The following is an 18,593-nucleotide window of genomic DNA, read 5'->3' as shown; positions in this document are numbered from 1 at the left end:
TGGAACGCGACGAGGGCGGCATTGCTAAATCCCGGGTGAAGTCAGTCCTCGAAGCTCAGCTTCGGGGGAGTGACCCGGAATCCTCTGGTTCGAACAGCCAAAAAAATGGTGCCCAGGGCGAACCAGGTCAGACCTACGCCCAAGCTGGTTCCAGAAAGCGAAGTCCACAGCCAAATGGTCAACGCAAAGCCAACCAGCGGCATCAGAAGATAAATGATTATTGAGCGAGGCCCGCGTGCCTCGGCATCGATGAAGAAGTTCTTGATGACGGAGAGGTTCACCATCGAGAATGCCACGAGCGCTCCGAAGCTGACCACAGAGGCAGCAAGCTCCAGGCTGGCGAAGAGGCATGTCAGTGATACCAAAGAGACCGCCAACGTTGCGTATACCGGGGTTGCGAAACGGTGGTTGAGCATACCCAGACGTCATGGTAATAGTCCATCTCGGCCCATGGAGTAGAGGATTCGGGTCACACTGGCCTGAGAAGCCATAGCCGAGCCGAAGGCTCCCACGACGTAGACCGCCACAAAGATCGCTGTGAGCGCTACCCCGCCGACCCCCGCCATGAGTTCGACGCCTGCGGCATCTGAGTCTGTGAACGTGGTGTGATCAGGATGAACGAGGGCTCCGGCCCAACCTACGATGATGAAGATCGTTCCACCGGCCAGCGTGGTAAGCACGATTGATGCTGGGATCGACTTACTCGGATTTTTGGCATCCTCCGACAATGTTGAAATTGCGTCGAAGCCTAGAAACGAGAGAGACAGGATGGCAGCACCCGAGAAGATTGGACCGAGACCGTCGACACCAAATGAGAAAGGTGCCAGCAGGCTTGGTGCATCGGTGCTAAATACTTGATTGAGCACCAGAGCTACGAAGATGCCGATCATGAGCACTGAAGAGGCGACCACCGTAGCGCTTAACCTGCCGATGAACTTAATGCCAATGACGTTTAAACCCAACACTAGAGCCAGCGACACAATGGAGAATATCCACGCGGGGACTCCAGGGAACTGCGTGTTGAGGTAGATCCCGATCAGCATGAAATTGATCATAGGGATAAATAGATAGTCGAGCATCAATGTCCAACCGGTGGCGAATCCCACGCTGCTGCCAAAAGCCTTCTGGGTGTAGGCATACGCGGAACCAGCTTGGGGCACCGCTCGAGACATGTGTGCATAGCTGAACGCTGTGAACAGCATGGTTACAAGTGCCACGATGTAGGCAGCCGGCAGGTGTCCGTTGGTCACCCCTGTCACCACTCCGTATGTGGTGAACACGGTCACCGGCGCCATGTAAGTTAGCCCAAAGAGTACCAAGAACGGGACGCCCAGCACTCGCTTGAGTTGGGTGGGACGATTGCCTTTTAAACCGCTTGCTGTGGATGTTTGCGCGACTTTACTGGTGTTCATCGTGTTCCGTCCAATACTGGTTTGGGTGCTACATGGTGGGTAGGGATGCCAGCGAGCCAAGTACCGAGGACATTGAGCTCTGCAACTTCGTGTTGCTCACTGATGCGCGGGTCACTTTCCAACCAAACCAAGTCTGCGATCTGCCCTGTGGCGAGGATGCCACGACTGTTCTCTGCAAAGGCCTGGTAGGCCACTTGAGTACTGTAGGAGTCCAGAGCAGCTGCTACGTCGTAGGATGCCCCTGCCAACGGAGTGCTAGCAGGATCGGCTGAACCAGTGCGTGTCACTGCTGTGCCAATGCCTTGCATGGGGTGGTGGTGGGTAACCGGCCAATCACTGCCGAATGACACCCTGACGCCGGAAGCTGCAATCTCACCGATCTGGAATTGCCGTGTTGAGCGTTCGGTACCTAAGCGAGGGAACGTCAGTTCAGTCATCACTGGATCCTGCTGCGCCCAAAGTGGCTCGAAGTTTGCAATGACGTCCAGATCCTTGAATCGTGGCAAATCGATCGGGTTGATGGTCTGCAAATGCGCCATCACGGGGCGGCGGTCGCGTGGGCCGTTGGCCGCAACCACTGCTTCAATGGTGTCCAGGCCCTGGCGCACTGCGGCGTCGCCGATTGCGTGCATGTGCAGTTGGAAACCCAGGGCATCTACGGCAATGGCAGCGTCGACGAGTGCTTGATCGTTCCAATTGGGCAGACCGTGGCTGTCGGGACAATCTGAGTAGGCATCGATCATGTGGGCTGTATGAGATTCGATGATCCCGTCTAGAAAAAACTTGATGGTGTGGGCTGTGAGCCGTTCTTCACCAAGAAATAGGACACGGTCGCGATCCAAGACAAATCCGGGTAGCTGCTGTGCCCAACGAAAAGGATCCGCACGGAAGGCAAGGTTTACGCGAGTATGCAAAGCACCTTGTTGCGCTGCGGCCAAGTATGCCTCTAAGGATTCCGTCTCGACCCAGGCATCCTGTACCCAAGTGATCCCGACCTTGGCGAATGCGTCAGTGGCCAGAGCGAGGGCCGCCACAAGTATTTCTGTGCTGTATGCGGGGATATATGCTGTCACAAGATCGATGGCGCCGGGCTCGCACAGTGTCCCCAACGGGGAACCATCTACACGGCGGACGATACGGCCCAGCTCGGGTTCCGGGCTTTGTGCAGTAATCCCGGCTATATCCAAAGCTCGGCTGTTGACCCAGACCGTGTGGTAGTCCCAAGCCCGTAGGAGGACAGGACGGTCTGGGACCACACTGTCTAGCCACTTCGCATCGAAATGTCCGTTTTCAGCCAGCGTCGCGTCATAACTGGCGCCGACGATCCAACCATCCCCGGGGTGATCGCGAGCCCACTGCTTGACGGTGGCCAAGATTTCGTCAAGATCTTCACATTGACGGATCTGAGGGCCAGCGTCTTCGAGTCCCGCGAAGAGTGGGTGGGCATGGCCGTCGCCAAATGCTGGACCCAGGTACCCTCCATGTAAATTCTGGAGGTTGTCGGCCACCGAGATTAGTGCCTCGGCAGTCGAGCCAACGGCGGTGATCGTTCCATTTGTGACTGCCACTGCGGTGTTTTGCCCGGCAGGAGTTCCGGCGATCGAACCAGAATGAAAGACTGTCAATGTCAAGGGTGATAGCTCTCAACTAAATTTAATAAGATTAAATAAACTGTCGCTAACATTATCTGTGGGCGGCGTCACACGCAAGGGGGTCTCTGTGGATTCATCAGAAGTTCGTCGCGCTGGTCGACCGCGTAAATCGGTCCTTGACCGGGAAAAGATCCTTGGTGCGGCACTCAAGCTCCTCAACTCCGTGGGTCCCGAGAAGTTTTCCATGGCGGCGCTCGCTGTTGAGTTGGGGGTCAAGCCTCCCGCGCTCTATCATCACGTCAAGAACAAGCAGGCGCTCTTAGTTGGCATGCGCGAAGTGGTTAGTGACAGTATCGACGTCAGCGGGTTTGGGGTTCTGCCTTGGCGTGAAGCCTTAGAGCGATGGGCTCGGTCGTATCGAGTGGCATTTTCTGCCCATCCGAACGCGATTGCACTACTGGCAACGGAGCCTATTACGGGTGCGACGCGCACCTTGGGCATGTACGAATCCGTGGTACAGGGGCTTCTGGCGGCTGGATGGGAAGTCTCCGAGGTTATGGGGAGCATGGTGGCACTCGAGTCGTTTATCTTGGGTTCCGCACTCGATCTAATTGCTCCCGTCGACATGTTTGACCCAGGGGAAGCTGCCGTACAGACTCCGGGGCTGTCGATGGTGTTGGAGGCGCAGTCCGCGTCCGATAGTTCGCGTGCCGACGAAGCCTTTGAGCTTGGGCTTCGTATCATGGTGGAAGGTTTGGGACGGCTCCACGGGAGGGGGGCCTGAGGTTTGCATTGGTAAGCCGCTGCTATGTCGATTAGGATAGGCTTATCTTCCCTAATCCAAGAAGGCGGTAGTTAGTGAGCACGCAGCGTCCAGTACGTACGGTTCGGCCCCAGGTGGTCCTCGAGGTTTTGGCCAGTGAGCGCCTGAACCCGCACATGATGCGGCTGACCTTCGGTGGTCCTGGTTTCGTGAGCTTCCAGGACAAGTCCGTTTCAGACCGCTACGTCAAGATCCTTTTCACGAAGCCCGAGCTTGGGCTGGTTCCGCCCTATGACCTTGATGCCTTAAGGGAACAGCTGCCCCCGGAAGACTTCCCGGTGCGACGCACGTACACCCTGCGCCACGTCGATCTTGAGGCCCAAACCTTGCAGATCGACTTCGTCATCCACGGAGACCAGGGCCTGGCCGGGCCGTGGGCGCAGAATGCCGAAATCGGTGACCAGATATGCTTCACCAGCCCAGGCGGGCTGTACACGCCAAGCCCCGAGTTCGACAGGCACCTGTTGGTCGGCGACGAGACGGCGCTGCCCGCGATCAGCGCAGCGGTTGAAGACATGACACCGGAGATGGTGGGCGAGATCTACTTGGAGGTCCCCGGACCGGAGAGTGAAGTCGAGCTCGACGTTCCCGCCGGGATCACGGTGCACTGGCTGCACCGCGGTGGTTACTTCACCCCCGAAAGCACCCGGCTTGAGGCCGTGGTGCGCGATGCCCCCTGGCACGAGGGCACTGTGCAGGTCTTTGCCCATGGCGAACGTGAAACCATGAAGTCGTTGCGCGGCTACCTCAATGGCGAGCGCGGGGTCGACCGACGGGACATGTCGCTGTCCGCGTACTGGGCCTACGGTCGCGCCGAGGACGAATTCCAGGCGGAGAAGAAGAGCCCCGTGGGGCAGATCTACCCCGAACCGCTTAACGCATAACAAAAGAGCTGTGCATGGATTCGCTCACCGGAGCACAGCATCCGACGTTGATGTCGGCATAACAAGCGCCGGAAGATTCCCGTTCCGTCGGCGCGGAAGCGGATTCGCGGGGTCTGGTAACACGCCGCGAATCCGCTTTCACTTTTACCCCACCGAGTCCGAGGCCCAGAGGTGGACCATGGCGTAGGACCGGTACGGTGCCCACGGCACTGCCAAGGCCACGGCCTCGCGCTCGCTGATCCGGTTCAAGGCGCGCCGTGCCACCAGATCTCCGGGAACGAAGGCATCGGGGTCGCTGCGGCCGCGCATCTGCAGGTAGTCCGCGGTCCACGGGCCCACGCCGCGCAGGGCCAGCAGTTCGGCGCGGTCCATGGGAATTCCGGGTGCACCGCTGAAGTTCCTCGAGGCGAAATGCTGGGCCATGAGGAACAGCGTGGCTGCCCGTGTCTTGGTCAAACCGATGGCTTCGCGCAGGTCCGCGGCTCCCTTGGCAACAACGGCCTCGGGTGTCGGGAAGATGCGCAGGCCCGCAGGTCCGTTGCTTCCGTACGCCTCCAGGAAGCGTCCGCCAAAAGTGCGGCCGGCCGCCAAGGTGACTTGTTGGCCCAGGATGGTTGTGGCCGCCGCCTCGAAACCGTTGAGATAGCCGACCAAGCGCAACCACGGGCGTTCACGGACCAAGGGCCCAAGGAGGGGGTCTTGGGCGAAATGCCGTTGCATATCGGTCAAGTCGGTGTCCAGATCCAACCATGCCCGGACAGCAACCTCGATTTGGTCCAGCTCCTGGGCGCAAGCAGCGGCGCAGGCAACCTGCACGCCGTCGGGGGTGAATTCCAGTTCTACGGCCTTCGTGCCGGAGCCGGTTGAAAGGACCCGGGTGTGCCGGCTCGCCTCTGGTTCGTGGATGTCTAGCGTGGGGATCGAGTGGATGCCCAACGTGCGCATCATGTGCCCGGGATCCAGGTGTCCGTTGGCGTTCAGGAAGCGTGTGCTCATGCCGGCCAGATCCCCGAAGTGCCGCGGCGGTGGGAGCCCACCAGATGGGTGTCAACGATGCCCAGTGCTTCCATGAGCGCAAACATGGTGGTGGGTCCCACGAAGGCAAAACCGCGTTTCTTCAGTTCCTTGGACATGGCAACCGACTCTGCGCTGGTGATGGGAACCTCTTCCGGGGTTGCCGGCGACGGGGAGGATTCGGGTTGGAACGACCAAATGAAATCGACCAGTCCGCCGTCTTCGCGCAGCGCAACCGTTGCCTTGGCGTTCTTGATGGTCGCCAGGATCTTGGCACGGTTTCGGATGATCCCCGCATTGCCCAACAGCTGATCGACCTCCGCGTCCCCGAATCCTTCAACGACTTCGGGGTCGAAACCGGCGAATGCTTCCCTGAAGTTCTCCCGCTTGCGCAGTATCGTGGCCCAGGACAGGCCGGATTGGAAGGCTTCCAGGCTCAGCCGCTCGAAGACCCCGTGCTCGTCGAGAACCGGCATGCCCCACTCGGTGTCGTAGTACCTGCGCAGCATCGGGTCCGTCGCCGCCCAAGCGGGCCGGGCCAGTTTGTCCTCGCCAACAATCAGTGAAGTGCCCATGTTCCAATCCTGCCACGGCACCCGATTCTTTATTTATCGCCCGCGTTCGCTATCATCGTAATATGACGATGATAAGACAGGTGGCCGATGAGCGCCACAATGCCGTGGAGTCACACGCCGAGGCGGCCGCACTTTTCCACGGACTGGCGGACCCCACCCGGCTGATGATCCTGGCGCACCTGCGCACCGGGGAACACAAGGTCAAGGAACTTACCGAGCACCTTGGCTTGGCCCAGAGCACCGTCAGTGCCCACCTCTCATGCCTTCGCGACTGCGGCCTGGTGACATCGCGGGCACAGGGCCGCGCGAGCATGTTCTCGCTGGCGAATCCGCGGCTGCTGATGGATCTGCTGTGCGACGCCAACCACTACATCGGCATCAGCGATGACCACGAACTGGACACCCACGACTTCACCGAGGTCCACGGCTCCGACACGTCTTGCGAAGGAGCTAAGCGATGAGCCACGACCACGATCACGGTTCGTCAACGACCAACAGGAAGAAGCTTGCCTGGGCCTTTGGGATCACCGTGACGATCCTCGTGGCCGAGGTGATCGGTGCGTTCCTCACCAATTCGCTGGCATTGCTCGTCGATGCCGCCCACATGCTCACCGACTCCACGGGATTGCTCCTGGCGCTCACCGCCGCGACCCTGGTCATGCGCAAGCCCACCTCTAAACGCACCTGGGGCTTTCGCCGCGCCGAGGTGCTCTCCGCAACCCTCCAATCAACGTTGCTGCTTGGGGTGGGGGTCTACGCCCTGATCGACGGCATCCGGCGGCTCTTTGAGCCGACGCAAATCGCCGGAAGCGGATTGCTGGTATTCGGCATCATCGGGCTGCTGGGCAACGTCGCCTCGATGATGATCCTTGCCTCGGGCAAGGACGACAACCTGAACATGCGCGCGGCCTTCCTCGAGGTGGCCAACGACGCCCTGGGCTCCGTTGCCGTAATCGCCTCCGCCATAGTCATCTCCACGACCGGCTGGATGCGCGCCGACTCCCTTGCTGCCATGCTGATAGCCGTGCTGATCATCCCGCGCGCGCTAAAGCTCCTGGGGGAGACCACTCATATCCTGCTCGAATCCACGCCCAAGGGATTGGACCTCGAGGAGGTCCGCGCCCACTTGGCAGCGCACCCTCAGGTCCTGGCCATCCATGACCTGCACGCAAGCCAGATCGCCACGAACCTGCCGATCCTCTCCGCCCACGTGGTGGTCGAGGACGAGGCCTTCCGCACCGGTGCGGCGGCGACCTTGCTGGGGGAGCTGCAGTCCTGCGTCGCGGACCACTTCGAGGTCAGCATCGAACACTCCACCTTCCAGATCGAGGCATTAAGCCACCAAACCCCGGAACACCAAGGGCACGAGTGATTCGCCCGCCGTTGGCTCGTGGGGTGGCCGGATCCTGGGCAAACGAGCGGCGCTGTGGGCGGTGATGGCAGGGCTGCCTGCTCTTGTAACAAGACCCATCATCGGGATTTCGGTTCTGCTGGTGATTTCCCCTCCGGTACCCCCTTGCAAGGCCTATCGAAGGCACACGCAGGCGGAAACACTGCCGGAGCAGGAACGCGAAGGGACCATCACCGGGCGGCCGACCGTGCTCGGATCCATGCGCGCCAAGGATGTCCTTGCCCACCGACCGGGCTGGCACCTGACTCCGGTCTGCTGGATGCGGCCTGCACGGTGTTAGTGCTCGAGCAGCGACGCCGGGGCAAAAGCCGGCTCCGGGGAATGCTTGCCCCTGGCCCAAGCCGCCAACGCCCAACCGAGAGTCGCCGCAGCAAGCCCGCCGGCGGTGTTGGTGATGATGTCCGTGATGTCCGCGGCCCTGTTGTTGCGCAACAACAACTGCGTCGTTTCAACGCAGATTGAGACGGCCAGTACCAGCATCGTGGTTTTGACAACCGAAAAACCGCGCCAGCCGAACGCCAGCATCAACCCCAGCGGCGCACAAAGCCCGAGGTTCGCCACCATCTCCACACCCAGGTTGCGATCCTGGTGCGCCAGAAACGGCACCCAGTTGAAGGTGCCGGCCGGGATCGAGGGATCAGGCACCGGAGCGCCGGGAAGAACAGCCACTGCCAAGCCCGCAGCCCACAACAAGATAGCCACGCCCAGCACCCTGCGCACCGCTTGCTGCCTCCCTCGCGAAGCCAAATGCATCAACAGCGCCACGAGCGCAGTGGTTGCAGCTAACCCCAAAGCGACAAGAAGCGCGACGACGGGAACCGGGAAATAGAGCATAGGTGACGAATCATATCCGGTGAGCCTGTGAGGTGGCTGGCTCATACCCGGGTATGAGCCAAGCGATGGAATAAAGCGTCCCTGAGGATGATCCGAATCCATGCACCGGGAACATATCGTGGAACCATGACCATTACTGCACCTCATACCAGCACAGATATTGCTGTCCACGCCACCGACCTGAGGAAGGTCTACGGCGAAGGAACCACCCGCGTCGAGGCACTGGGCGGAGTCGACGTCGCCTTCGCCCGGGGCAAGTTCACCGCCATCATGGGTCCCTCGGGTTCCGGGAAGTCCACGCTCATGCACTGCCTGGCAGGCTTGGACGACGCCAGCGGTGGACAGATCTTCATCGGCGGGATGGACATCTCGAAGCTCAATGACGATGCGCTGACCAAGATGCGTCGCGAAAAGGTCGGGTTCGTCTTCCAGGCCTTCAACCTCGTTCCCACCCTTACTGCCGAAGCCAACATCCTGCTGCCACTTTCCCTGGCAGGCAAGAAACATGACAAGGAATGGCTCGCCTCGATCGTTGCCACGCTGGGACTTAGCGACCGGCTGAACCACAAGCCCCACGAGCTCTCCGGCGGACAGCAACAGCGGGTTGCCGTGGCACGTGCACTGCTCACCCGTCCAGAGGTTGTTTTTGCCGATGAGCCAACCGGCAACCTGGATTCACGCACCGGGGCGGAGGTCCTCTCCTTGCTGCGTTCCTCGACCCGCGAAATGGGCCAGACCATCATCATGGTCACCCACGACGCCGTTGCTGCATCCTATGCCGACACCGTGCTGCTGATGAAGGACGGCCAACTTGTCGGCCGGCTTGAGGAGCCGACGGTGGATTCGGTGACCCAGGCACTCTCCGGGCTGGGCGTGTAACCGTGCTGCAGTTAGCCATCTCCAACCTCAAGACCTATTCGCGTCGTTTTATTGCCGTGAGCCTTGCTGTCATGATCGGCACGGCCTTCCTGGCCGCGACGCTCATGGTTAACGCCTCTGCCACCGAATCCCTGAAAAACAGCATCGGATCCTCCTACGCCAGTGCGGACCTTGTCCTCGGAAGCGGCGGCACCATGGAGTTGGCGCCGGAGGACGAGCCAAAGCCAGAGACCTACGTCATTGGCGCCAAGGCACTTAAGGCCATCGAGGGTACCAGAGGGGTCGCCGCCGCGCACGGGGTCACCAGTGCGGCCCTGAGCGTGCATGCCGGAAACCGCGAGTACTACGCCGTGGCGAACACCGCGGCAAAGGACAAACAGCTGAACAGCTCCGCGCTCGAATCCGGCGCCCTGCCGACCGGCAGTGATCAGGCGGCCGTCGATGCGACCTACGCCAACGAGTACAACATTTCGATCGGCGATGTACTCGAGGTGGGAAACAGCACCTCCGAGGGCAAGGAAACGAGCCAGCACGTCAAGGTCACCGGCATCACCGCCGCATCAAACGATCCGTTCACCGGCTCGACCATGAACCTCACCATCAGCCAGTCGCTGCTCGATTCCCTCACCGGCCCGGAGGATGTCTCTTATAGCCGCATCATCCTGCGGGCCACGGATGCCACGGACCTGCAATCGCTCAAGGCCCCGTTGTCCGCCTCGCTAGAGGCCACGGGACTGAAGTACTTCGCGGTCAACACCCCCGACGAACAGATCGTGGATGACGTCGCCGCCTTCTCCGGCGGCAGCGACCAGCTGACCATCGTGCTCCTGGTCTTCGCGCTCATTGCCCTGGTGGTCACCGGGCTGGTGGTCATGAACACCTTTGCGGTGCTCATTGCCCAGCGCACCCGCGAACTGGCGCTGATGCGCACCCTGGGGGCGGTGCGCAAGCAGATCCGTTCCTCGGTGCTCATCGAAGCGCTCGTGGTGGGGCTCCTGGCCTCGGCCGCCGGCGTGCTGTTGGCCGTGGGCATCATGGCCGGGCTGATCAAGATCCTGGCCAGCAACGTGTCCGAAATGTCCTTCGCGACCCTCGACGTCACCCCGCAGGCCGTTTTCCTGCCGATCCTTGCGGGCACGGCCATCACGTTGCTGGCCGCCTGGGTTCCGGCACGCAAGGCCATGTCGGTCTCCCCGCTTGCGGCCTTGCGCCCCGCCGAGGACGCTGCTGTGGGCAATAAGGCCGGCAAAGTCCGCATCGTGTTCGGCGTGCTGTTGATCCTCGGCGGCGGCGCCGCACTTGCCTACGGGGCCATCGAGGGCAACATCCTCATCGCCTTTGGCGGCGGGCTGCTCTCTTTCCCCGGGGTACTGATGCTGGGCTCGCTCTTCCTGCCCAGGACCGTATCGGCAATCGGCGCGCTGACCTCCGGGGGCACCGTCCCGGGCAAGCTGGCCAGCTTGAACGCCGTGCGCAACCCCTCACGCACCACCGCGACCGCCACCGCCCTGCTGATCGGGGTCACCCTGGTCTCCATGATGATGGTCGGCGCGCAGACCGCGAAGCACTCCCTGGGCGAGGCGCTGGGCAGCGAGTATCTGGTGGACGTCGAGGTCGACACCTACCAGGACACCACCTTCACCCCCGAGGCGCTGGGCAAGGTCAAGGCCATGACCGGTGTCGACGCGCTGGCCGAGCTCACCCTGGTGGGCACCGCGGAGTCGGGCCAAGACATCTTTGCCACCGATACGCAGACACTGAAGTCGGTTCTCAACAGCACCAAGCAGGTCCCAGGTGCCAGCGAGGTGCTGGTGGGTCAGGACAACAAAGGCAAGACACTCGCTGCCACCGGCATTGGCGGCACCGAGGCGAAGCTCCGAATGATTGTCACCGAGAGCAACATGCTCCAGCCGGTGATTGGGTGGGACACCGCCAATGCGCAGTTGGGTGTGACGCGCGAAGCCGCTGCCAAGGCGGGGAACGCCCGTTCAGTGCTGTGGGTGAAGGTTGATGACAAGCTCGATGCCGCGGCCCTGCGTTCCCTGTCCAGCGACATGTCCACTACGCTGGGCGTCGATGAGTACGCCGTGGGCGGGGCGGTGATGCAAAAGCAGATGTTCAACACCGTCATCGACATGCTGCTGCTCATTGTTTCGGGACTGTTGGCGGTAGCCGTGCTCATCGCGCTGATTGGGGTGGCCAACACGTTGAGCCTCTCGGTGCTCGAAAGGACGCGGGAGAACTCGTTGCTTCGCGCACTGGGCCTGACTCGTTCACAACTCAAGGGGATGCTGGCCACCGAGGCTGTGCTGATCGGCGGGGTTGCTGCGTTGTTGGGCGTACTGCTCGGATCGGCCTACGGGTTGCTCGGGGCACAATCGGTGATGGGTGCCTTCGGGGCCATGAGCGTTTCCATCCCGTGGTTGCAGCTGGCCGCGGTGATCGGGGTCAGCGTGGCTGCCGCGCTCGCCGCCTCCGTCGTTCCGGCACGCCGTGCCGCGAAGCTGGCTCCCGTGCAGGGGCTGGCCAGCGAGTAGGGAAGACCGTTTGCACCTAGCCCAAAAGGCCTTGCTCGAGATCGAGCAGGGCCTTTTTGGCGTCCGGCCCGCCCAAGTATCCTCCGAGGCTTCCATCGCTGCGCAGCACCCGATGGCAGGGGACAAGCAACGGCAGCGGGTTGGTGGCGCACGCGGTTCCCACGGCACGCACCGCGGCCGGCCGGCCGGTGGCAGCGGCAAGTTCCTTGTAGCTCATGGTCTGTCCGTAGGCGATCGAGGGAAGCGCAAGCTGAACCTCGAGGCGGTATCCGCTGCTGAGCCTATGATCCAGCTCCAGGGCAAAACCCTCCCTCCGGTGCCCGAAGTACTCCTCCAGCTGGCGGGCTGCGGCATCCAGGGGGGCATGGCGTTCAAGGATCCGCACCCCCACCTTGGCTGCGAGCGAGTCCAGCACGGTGTCGAAGTCCTCACGGGCAAAGGCCACCCGCACCATTCCTTGTTCGGTGGCGGCAAGCAGCAACGTGCCCAGCGGGGAATCAATGAGGCGATAGGAGAGATCCAGCAGGCCCTCGGCCGCGGCACTGGTTGCCAGGTCGCGTTTCAGGATTTCGAGCTCATTCATGGGGTTTCCTCCGGGTTCCGGTGTTTTTGGCGCAGTGCCTTGATCCCGTCGGCCGCGGCCCGGCGCAGCGAGGCCGCGTTGCCGCCCAAGTAAGTCCCAATATCCGCGTACGGCAACCCGAGCAGATAGTGGTAACCGATGACCTTGCGCTGCAGGGGGCTCAGCGAGTGCAACGAATCAATGAGCTCGGTGTAGCCGAGCCCCTCGGGGAGCACAGCCATCTCCGGCAGCGTCTCCATGGGCACGGGATGGCTGGCGCGCAGGATGTCGATGGCCTTGTGCCGGGCAATGGTGATCAACCACGCCTCGATGTTGGCACCTGTTGCCAATGACGGGTAGGCGCGCAGGGCCGCCAGGAACGTTTCGCTCCAGGCGTCCTGCGCGTCGTGTCCCGGGCCCAGCAAGGCGGTGCACATGCGCAGCACCGCGGTGCCGTGCCGGCGCACCACCAACTCGAAGGCGGGGTTCGTTGTCATCATCACACCCTGTAAACGGACCGGACGGGCATTATGTGAGGTACTAACCCAAAATGATGCTCGTGGCCACTGCGGGGGAACGCCCCGAGGCCACGAAGCCCGAGACGTTGGACTCAGGGTGCTTGATGATGTCGCAGACCGACCCCAGGTGCCTGGAGAGGTCGATCTTGTCCTCCGGGGCTGCGAGCAGCAGCTGGAAACCGAACTCCTGCAACGCATTGATGCCCGCTGCGGCATACTCGGAGTTCGCCTGGATGAAGGCCTCGTCAATCATGACGGTTCCGTAAGCGGTGAACCCTGCGGTGGCGAAGCCCAACTGGTAGGCCAGCGCGGCACCCATGATGAAGGAGGTGAACCGCTGGCCCTCGCCGCCCGAAAGCGTGCCCGGTTCCAGCCCGGTCTCGATCTCCCCGTTGGGCTTGTGCTCGTTGCAGCTGATGCTCACGTGCTGGCGCACATCGAGAACGGTGTCACGCCACGCGGCCCTCGAGGAGTCATCCAGCGCGTCAACCAGCGCCTCTAGGGCTTTGTAGCTTTCGCTCAGCGTTCCTGCCCCGCGTGAGGAATACGCCCCGGCAAGGGCTTCCTTCAGGGCCTGGCGGAAGGCCCGGGCCTCGTCCGGAATCGTGGTGGACACTTCAAGGGCCAACTTCGAACCGTGTTCAAAGGGAACGTCGGACAGGATCTGGTTCAAGGGGGAAATGCGTTCGACGATCGAGCGGCGCTCCTCCTCCAGCAACTGCAAAAGGTCCGAAAAGCGTTCGTAGGACCGATTGGAGAAGTACTCACGGAACTCCTCCTCGTGCTGTGGCAAGCCTTGCTCGATGATGCCCTGGTGCAAGGACACATAGTGCTCGGCGGATTCGACCCCGGTGCCGAAGCTGACGGCCGCCGAGTTCCCAAACTCCTTGGCAAAGGACTTGAACGTGTCCTTCAAGGACGATTCGAGCGTGAAGGCCTCGCGTTTGAGCGCCGCCCCGGATTCCGAGAGGGCAAGTGCCAACGCGTTCAACGCGGCCTCCAGCTCGGAGGTCTCCACGTGTGAACCATCCTCCAAGCGCTTGAGGAGCGGCGCCAGCTGCCCGCTGGCCGAGAGCTTCTGAACCGCCCAGTCCTCCGTTTCGGCATTGCGCACCGCTGCGGCCCGCAGCGCGGCCCGCGACCGCTCGAGCGAGGCTGAGAGCGTGGCTGCCTCGGCACGTGCCACGGCCAAGGTGCCCACGCATTCCTCAAGCTCCCCGCGGGCGCCGTCCAGCGCCCGGCGCACGTGGGACAGGTCCCCGGACTGGGCCAGTGCCTCGGCCATGCGCGCTTCGAGGTCCTGCAGCAGGTGCAGCGCGCCGGATGCATCGAGGGAGGCAAAGCTGCGGTCGTCGCTGGCCAGGGTGCCCAGCAAGGAGAGCTTGGTGGACAACTGGTCCTTGGCGGCAGAACGGTCGTCGGCGACCGAAGATGCGCGGTTGGTCTCGGTCTCGAGGGTTTCAAGGGTGGTCTGCAACTCGGAGATTTTTTCCGCGTTGGTGAAACCCAGCAAGTAGTCGGACGCGGCAACGGCACGGGTGTCGCGTTCAAAGGTGCCCGCGCCGGTCTTGATGGTCCCGGCAAGGGAGATTGCCTTGTCGTGGACGTGGAGTCCGGCATCGGTTTCCACGCAGGCCAGGGGATAGTCGGCGGCGATCTTGGCACGCAACCACGTGCCGGGTGCCGAATGCTTGAAATCAAGCTTGCCCACCAGATCCCCGGGGCCGGGGATGACCTCGCGCGGGATCCTGGAGATATCCATCCACCGGATCCGGCCCAGGCCCGAGAGCGAGTCGATGGCACGGGTGACCGACTTGTTGTCCTCTCCGCGCACCAGCAACGTGGTGGCCAGGGAACGCAGTGCTTTTTCGGCAGCAGGCCGCCATTGCCCGTGGGACGGGGAGAGATCGACCAGCTCACCGGCAAAGGGCAGATTCTCGATGTCCATGTTGGTGGCCGCGGCAATGGCGCGACGGGCGGCGATGGAACGGTCATCGATGTTCGAACCGCGTTTGGCGTAGGAATCGATTTGGAGCCGCAGCTTATTCGCCCGGTCCTTGAGGTTCATCACGCCGGCCATGGCCTCGTACTCCATGGTGCGGGCGTCCTTGGCGATGGAGGCGAGATTTTCCGAGCTGACCGCTGCCTGCCGCCGTATGGCCTGCAGGCCGGATGCGGTGAAGGTGAAGTTCAGTCCCACGGCCTCGAAGTTGTCTCGCAAGGTGCGCAGCACCGACTCGCGTTCTGCCAGGTTCCTGCGAGCGGTCTCGGCCTCGCGTTCGAGCATCGCCACGCCGGTGCCTCCGCCGGCCTCGTGTTGCTCGGACAGTGAGGCGACCTTGGCATCAAGGACGGTCTTGCGAGCAGCGCTTTGGCTGATCAATGCGGTATTGGCCTCGACCGCCGAGGCGAGCATGGTGCCCTGGGCTTCCAACGCGCGGGTCGCCAACTGGGCGCCAAAGGCCGGGAGCTGCTTCGAAACCAGTGAATCGAGCGTGGCAAGTTCGGCGTTAAGCTCGTCGTGGCGCAGTTTCTGCTCGGGCACATCGGCCAATGCGTCACGCTGGGCGCGGGCCTCCTCCAACTGGCGGTGGATGCCGCGAAGGTGGGAGAAGTCTTCAATGGCCCCCGCCGCCGCCTTCATGGTGGCAGGGATTTCCAGGACCTCGTAACGGAAGAACTGGTTGACGCCCTTGTCCAGGCCCTTGCCGTTTTGCAGCGTTCGCAGCAAGGAGAACGCCTTGTCGTTGTCGATGCCCAGGCGCCGGCGGAACTTCTCGGCAAAAGTGCGATGCACATCGAAGGCTTCGAAACCTGGCAGGGATTTCTGCAAAGAAGACGGGGTGAAACGCCGTGCCCCGTGGTCTTCCAGCGCTTCGGTGTCCAATACCCGGTTGCCCATGACATAGTGCTTGCCGACCTGGCCTTCCATGCCGTTGGCCGGCAGGTCGAAGATCGCGCCGATGCAAACCGAGGACCCTAGCCCGTCTTCGTAGACCAATGCCATGGCGCTCCATGTGGCGCCGGGGCGCTGGTAAAGGATGCCAGCTTCGGTTTTGAATCGGCGTCCGCGCATGTAGGAGTACGTCGTGCGTCGGTCCTTGCGGGTGGACGCCTCGTGCGCCGACTCGTTGAGCCTCGGTGCGGCGTGGAAGATGTGCCCGATGCCATCGAACAGGGTGGACTTGCCCACCCCTGGGTGCCCGGTCAGCAGCGTCCCGGCACGATCCACGTGCAAGGTGTGCAATCCGTGGAAGGTTCCCCAATTGATGACCTGGATCTGGGTCAATCGGTGTTGCCCGGGGTTCAGTGCATCGGAGAGCGGGAGGGTCATTTCAATGCTCATAGCTCGTCTGTCTCCAATTCGAATTCTTCGGTGTCGGGGGCACCGACGCGTTCAATGGCCTTGATGTAGTCGGGGATTTCCTCGATCGTGGCGAAGGGCAAGGCCAGTGCCAGGGCCCCGGAGACCTTGTATTCGTCCACCAGCTCGGTGGGCAGGACGAGTTTGAGGTTTAGCAGCCGGGTCAGGGCAGCATCGGTGCTTTCCTCCAGCCGCTTGTCGTCGGTGTCGCCGGGCAATCGGTGCTCGCGCAGGATGTCGCGGGCTGCCTCGCGGGTGACCACCGCATCGGTGCCCGATCCTGCATGGCGTTCAAGCAGCAGGCGAAGCCGCAAGGCCAGCAACGTTTCCTCGCGTTTCAGGGCGCGGCGCGGTGCAATCGCTGTGGTGTGCGCAGCTTCGAGTTCCACGGGGCTGAGCACGGCGATCTTGCGGTTGGTATCGATCTCCAGCAGCAAAAAAATCTCGGAGACGTAAGCGGAAATCTCGGTACGGCGGTCGAGCACCAGTTGCCATAATCGAGGTTCAGCGACTCCGTCAAGGTAGGGACCGCGCAGCAGCCGCACCAGCAGCTGGCGCAGCGGAAGCTCGAAGGAGCCGGTGTCAGCTTCAAAGAGGCGACGCTCGTCTAGGGCGCCGGAGGGAAGTGGGCTGCTCATGCGGGATCCTTTGTGAAGCTCATGGCCGGCACCGATGCGGTTCGTGTGGTGCCGTCGACTTGGATGAAGCTGATTTCCTCGTGCGTGGACCCATCGATGTGGTCCCCGCCGTTGCGGGCGGTTTCGATGAGAAACCTGATGGTGTTCAAGTGCCGGTGTGGCTCCGGGAGGCTGTTGTAGGTTTCGCGCAACCCCACGCTTCCCCCGGCCGCGGCCCGGGTCATGGCGATCGCGTTTTTCAGCACCGAGATGTCGGGGCTCGGGGTCGAGGGTGTGCGGCGGATATCGGCGACTGACAACGACGGCGGGGCGGCAAGGCGTGGCGGGGCGACGTGCTCGTCCGGGTCGTAGATGCCCAAGGCGGCAATGGACGTGAAGCGCGGGGAATAAAGCCTGATCGGGGACACCGGTGTGCGTGAATGAAGGGCCCGGGAGGAAGCCACGGCGATTTCCGCCGATCGCACCGCCTCGCGAAGTATCGCCGCTTCCTTGAACTCGGCCGATTGCACGTAGGCGTGAAGGGATTCGGAGAGCCGTCCGTAGGACTGGTGGACCTCTGCGGCCTGCCGACGCAGCTCGCGCAAGAGGTTGGCCAGCGTGTGGCGTTCCTGGGCGTCAAGGCCGTCCACGAAGTCGCGTTCCAGGACTTCGTTGACGGCCTCACGGAAACGCGCTTGGGCCTGCGGGGAGTTCAGGAATTCGGTGAAACCGCGGAAGGTGTCGCCTTGCGGGGTGCTGCGCAGCTGTTTGTCGCCCTCCAACACGGCGCCGATGGCCACACCCTTGACGGAGGAAGATTCCATGATTTCCCCGCGCAGGGCGTGGAGCATTTCCTGGACCCCGTCACGCATCGCCTTGAAGTCGGCAGGGAGCCCCGAGGCCATGTCGAGCACCGAGCGGGTGGCCGCCACGGCACCGTCGCGCGGCAATACCGGCGGGGCACTGCCATCGCGCAGCGATGCGATCTTTTCCTGCCGCTGTGAGATTTCCGATTCTAGTGCGCGGATGCGTGCCGCCGGGTCGGGATCGGTCTCATGGGCCAGCGATTCCAGGGACACTAACAAGGTGTTCAGCCGTGAGGAGTTCAGGTTGGTCCTGTCTCCGGAGAAATCTGCCAGGAACTTCAAGACACGCGCGGTCTGCGCGGTGGGCTCATAGACAAAGTGGCCGTCAACCAATGGGCGGGCAAGGAATTGGCTGCGCACCCAACCATCGGCATACTGGGCAGCGGTCATCGAATCATTGAACGAGGGGTCCTCTGATCGCACGGCCTTGAGGAAGGATTCGAGGGAGGCATGGAAGACTTCCAAGCCCACCCTCGGCTTGGCACTGGTGAATTCCGCGCGGAGGAACGCCACGGCCCAGGGGGCGGTGGAGAGCAACTTCCAGGCTGCGGACGACCTGAATTGTTGCGTCTGGCTCCACAGCGGGCTGGCCTGGTGGGTAGGTCGCATCACGGTCCTTCTGCTGGGGATTGACCAATCAATCCTAGTCCATCGGCGCGTCCATTTAAGGTCGCGCGGGAACAAGGTAGGGTCTGTTGAACCACA

Annotated in this window: 17 protein-coding genes; 6 read left to right on the top strand and 11 right to left on the bottom strand. The window is 62.3% G+C overall.

Annotation, left to right across the window (positions count from 1 at the left end; all coding sequences use genetic code 11):
* Nucleotides 1-41 precede the first annotated feature (41 nt).
* The 3 genes from ABEA12_RS01365 to ABEA12_RS01355 are packed head-to-tail and all read right to left on the bottom strand — an operon-like array spanning nt 42 to nt 3,043.
* Complete coding sequence (locus ABEA12_RS01365) at nt 42-416, bottom strand: APC family permease (RefSeq protein ID WP_345465960.1); 375 nt, start codon at nt 414-416, stop codon at nt 42-44.
* 9 nt (nt 417-425) lie between these two features.
* Nucleotides 426-1,412: an APC family permease gene (locus ABEA12_RS01360; RefSeq protein ID WP_345465957.1), complete on the bottom strand. Its 987-nt coding sequence runs from the start codon at nt 1,410-1,412 to the stop codon at nt 426-428.
* A complete protein-coding gene (locus tag ABEA12_RS01355; RefSeq protein WP_210101865.1) occupies nt 1,409-3,043 on the bottom strand; it encodes an amidohydrolase in 1,635 nt (544 codons plus the stop codon). Before ABEA12_RS01355 ends, ABEA12_RS01360 begins: the two co-directional genes overlap by 4 nt.
* An 88-nt stretch (nt 3,044-3,131) precedes the next feature.
* On the opposite strand from ABEA12_RS01355, the gene ABEA12_RS01350 reads away from it, so the two are divergent.
* Entirely contained in the window at nt 3,132-3,788 is a 657-nt protein-coding gene (locus ABEA12_RS01350; RefSeq protein ID WP_345465952.1) for a TetR/AcrR family transcriptional regulator C-terminal domain-containing protein, read from the top strand.
* A gap of 74 nt (nt 3,789-3,862) precedes the next feature.
* Nucleotides 3,863-4,711, top strand: a complete 849-nt coding sequence (locus ABEA12_RS01345) for a siderophore-interacting protein (protein WP_345465949.1) — start codon at nt 3,863-3,865, stop codon at nt 4,709-4,711.
* Nucleotides 4,712-4,855: 144 nt separating this feature from the next.
* Here the strand turns inward: ABEA12_RS01345 and ABEA12_RS01340 are convergent, their stop codons facing one another.
* Nucleotides 4,856-5,707: a DNA-3-methyladenine glycosylase 2 gene (locus tag ABEA12_RS01340; RefSeq protein ID WP_345465946.1), complete on the bottom strand. Its 852-nt coding sequence runs from the start codon at nt 5,705-5,707 to the stop codon at nt 4,856-4,858.
* Entirely contained in the window at nt 5,704-6,300 is a 597-nt protein-coding gene (locus tag ABEA12_RS01335; RefSeq protein WP_345465943.1) for a DNA-3-methyladenine glycosylase I, read from the bottom strand. The genes ABEA12_RS01340 and ABEA12_RS01335 overlap by 4 nt, the downstream gene beginning before the upstream one ends.
* 62 nt (nt 6,301-6,362) lie before the next feature.
* Between ABEA12_RS01335 and ABEA12_RS01330 the strand changes: the two genes are divergently transcribed.
* The gene (locus tag ABEA12_RS01330) at nt 6,363-6,761 is read left to right on the top strand and encodes an ArsR/SmtB family transcription factor (protein ID WP_210101863.1); all 399 of its coding nucleotides are present in this window, start codon (nt 6,363-6,365) and stop codon (nt 6,759-6,761) included.
* Nucleotides 6,758-7,672 (top strand): cation diffusion facilitator family transporter, encoded by a 915-nt coding sequence (locus ABEA12_RS01325; protein WP_210101862.1) that lies wholly within the window; start codon nt 6,758-6,760, stop codon nt 7,670-7,672. Before ABEA12_RS01330 ends, ABEA12_RS01325 begins: the two co-directional genes overlap by 4 nt.
* A 315-nt stretch (nt 7,673-7,987) precedes the next feature.
* Here the strand turns inward: ABEA12_RS01325 and ABEA12_RS01320 are convergent, their stop codons facing one another.
* Nucleotides 7,988-8,590 (bottom strand): VanZ family protein, encoded by a 603-nt coding sequence (locus tag ABEA12_RS01320; RefSeq protein WP_210101861.1) that lies wholly within the window; start codon nt 8,588-8,590, stop codon nt 7,988-7,990.
* 81 nt (nt 8,591-8,671) lie between these two features.
* On the opposite strand from ABEA12_RS01320, the gene ABEA12_RS01315 reads away from it, so the two are divergent.
* Together ABEA12_RS01315 and ABEA12_RS01310 are read left to right on the top strand one after the other, a co-directional pair.
* On the top strand, nt 8,672-9,424 hold the full coding sequence (locus tag ABEA12_RS01315; RefSeq protein WP_210101860.1) for an ABC transporter ATP-binding protein: 753 nt from the start codon (nt 8,672-8,674) through the stop codon (nt 9,422-9,424).
* Between the two features lie 2 nt (nt 9,425-9,426).
* The gene (locus ABEA12_RS01310) at nt 9,427-11,961 is read left to right on the top strand and encodes an ABC transporter permease (protein ID WP_210101859.1); all 2,535 of its coding nucleotides are present in this window, start codon (nt 9,427-9,429) and stop codon (nt 11,959-11,961) included.
* A gap of 16 nt (nt 11,962-11,977) precedes the next feature.
* Here ABEA12_RS01310 and ABEA12_RS01305 read toward each other — a convergent pair whose 3' ends face one another.
* The 5 genes from ABEA12_RS01305 to ABEA12_RS01285 are packed head-to-tail and all read right to left on the bottom strand — an operon-like array spanning nt 11,978 to nt 18,497.
* Nucleotides 11,978-12,544, bottom strand: coding sequence for a methylated-DNA--[protein]-cysteine S-methyltransferase (locus ABEA12_RS01305; protein ID WP_210101858.1), 567 nt, complete (start codon nt 12,542-12,544; stop codon nt 11,978-11,980).
* On the bottom strand, nt 12,541-13,020 hold the full coding sequence (locus ABEA12_RS01300) for an RNA polymerase sigma factor (protein WP_210101857.1): 480 nt from the start codon (nt 13,018-13,020) through the stop codon (nt 12,541-12,543). Before ABEA12_RS01300 ends, ABEA12_RS01305 begins: the two co-directional genes overlap by 4 nt.
* Nucleotides 13,021-13,063: 43 nt before the next feature.
* Complete coding sequence (locus ABEA12_RS01295) at nt 13,064-16,387, bottom strand: ATP-binding protein (protein WP_210101856.1); 3,324 nt, start codon at nt 16,385-16,387, stop codon at nt 13,064-13,066.
* Complete coding sequence (locus ABEA12_RS01290; RefSeq protein WP_210101855.1) at nt 16,384-17,043, bottom strand: DUF4194 domain-containing protein; 660 nt, start codon at nt 17,041-17,043, stop codon at nt 16,384-16,386. Before ABEA12_RS01290 ends, ABEA12_RS01295 begins: the two co-directional genes overlap by 4 nt.
* Nucleotides 17,040-18,497: a DUF3375 domain-containing protein gene (locus ABEA12_RS01285; RefSeq protein ID WP_210101854.1), complete on the bottom strand. Its 1,458-nt coding sequence runs from the start codon at nt 18,495-18,497 to the stop codon at nt 17,040-17,042. The genes ABEA12_RS01290 and ABEA12_RS01285 overlap by 4 nt, the downstream gene beginning before the upstream one ends.
* Nucleotides 18,498-18,593: the final 96 nt, after the last annotated feature.

The organism is Paeniglutamicibacter antarcticus, from assembly GCF_039544305.1.
In the GTDB taxonomy this organism is placed as follows: domain Bacteria; phylum Actinomycetota; class Actinomycetes; order Actinomycetales; family Micrococcaceae; genus Paeniglutamicibacter; species Paeniglutamicibacter antarcticus_C.
Note: the sequence above shows the minus strand (reverse complement) of the source record. Positions and strands in the feature narration are given on the sequence as shown.

Excerpts from the sequence above, each read along its gene's own strand:
- ABEA12_RS01315 (WP_210101860.1), top strand. The coding sequence starts at position 8,672 with ATGACCATTACTGCACCTCATACCAGCACAGATATTGCTGTCCACGCC.
- ABEA12_RS01285 (WP_210101854.1), bottom strand. The coding sequence starts at position 18,497 with ATGCGACCTACCCACCAGGCCAGCCCGCTGTGGAGCCAGACGCAACAA.
- ABEA12_RS01330 (WP_210101863.1), top strand. The coding sequence starts at position 6,363 with ATGACGATGATAAGACAGGTGGCCGATGAGCGCCACAATGCCGTGGAG.
- ABEA12_RS01305 (WP_210101858.1), bottom strand. The coding sequence starts at position 12,544 with ATGAATGAGCTCGAAATCCTGAAACGCGACCTGGCAACCAGTGCCGCG.
- ABEA12_RS01290 (WP_210101855.1), bottom strand. The coding sequence starts at position 17,043 with ATGAGCAGCCCACTTCCCTCCGGCGCCCTAGACGAGCGTCGCCTCTTT.
- ABEA12_RS01325 (WP_210101862.1), top strand. The coding sequence starts at position 6,758 with ATGAGCCACGACCACGATCACGGTTCGTCAACGACCAACAGGAAGAAG.
- ABEA12_RS01300 (WP_210101857.1), bottom strand. The coding sequence starts at position 13,020 with ATGACAACGAACCCCGCCTTCGAGTTGGTGGTGCGCCGGCACGGCACC.
- ABEA12_RS01320 (WP_210101861.1), bottom strand. The coding sequence starts at position 8,590 with ATGAGCCAGCCACCTCACAGGCTCACCGGATATGATTCGTCACCTATG.
- ABEA12_RS01365 (WP_345465960.1), bottom strand. The coding sequence starts at position 416 with ATGCTCAACCACCGTTTCGCAACCCCGGTATACGCAACGTTGGCGGTC.
- ABEA12_RS01360 (WP_345465957.1), bottom strand. The coding sequence starts at position 1,412 with ATGAACACCAGTAAAGTCGCGCAAACATCCACAGCAAGCGGTTTAAAA.
- ABEA12_RS01340 (WP_345465946.1), bottom strand. The coding sequence starts at position 5,707 with ATGAGCACACGCTTCCTGAACGCCAACGGACACCTGGATCCCGGGCAC.
- ABEA12_RS01335 (WP_345465943.1), bottom strand. The coding sequence starts at position 6,300 with ATGGGCACTTCACTGATTGTTGGCGAGGACAAACTGGCCCGGCCCGCT.
- ABEA12_RS01295 (WP_210101856.1), bottom strand. The coding sequence starts at position 16,387 with ATGAGCATTGAAATGACCCTCCCGCTCTCCGATGCACTGAACCCCGGG.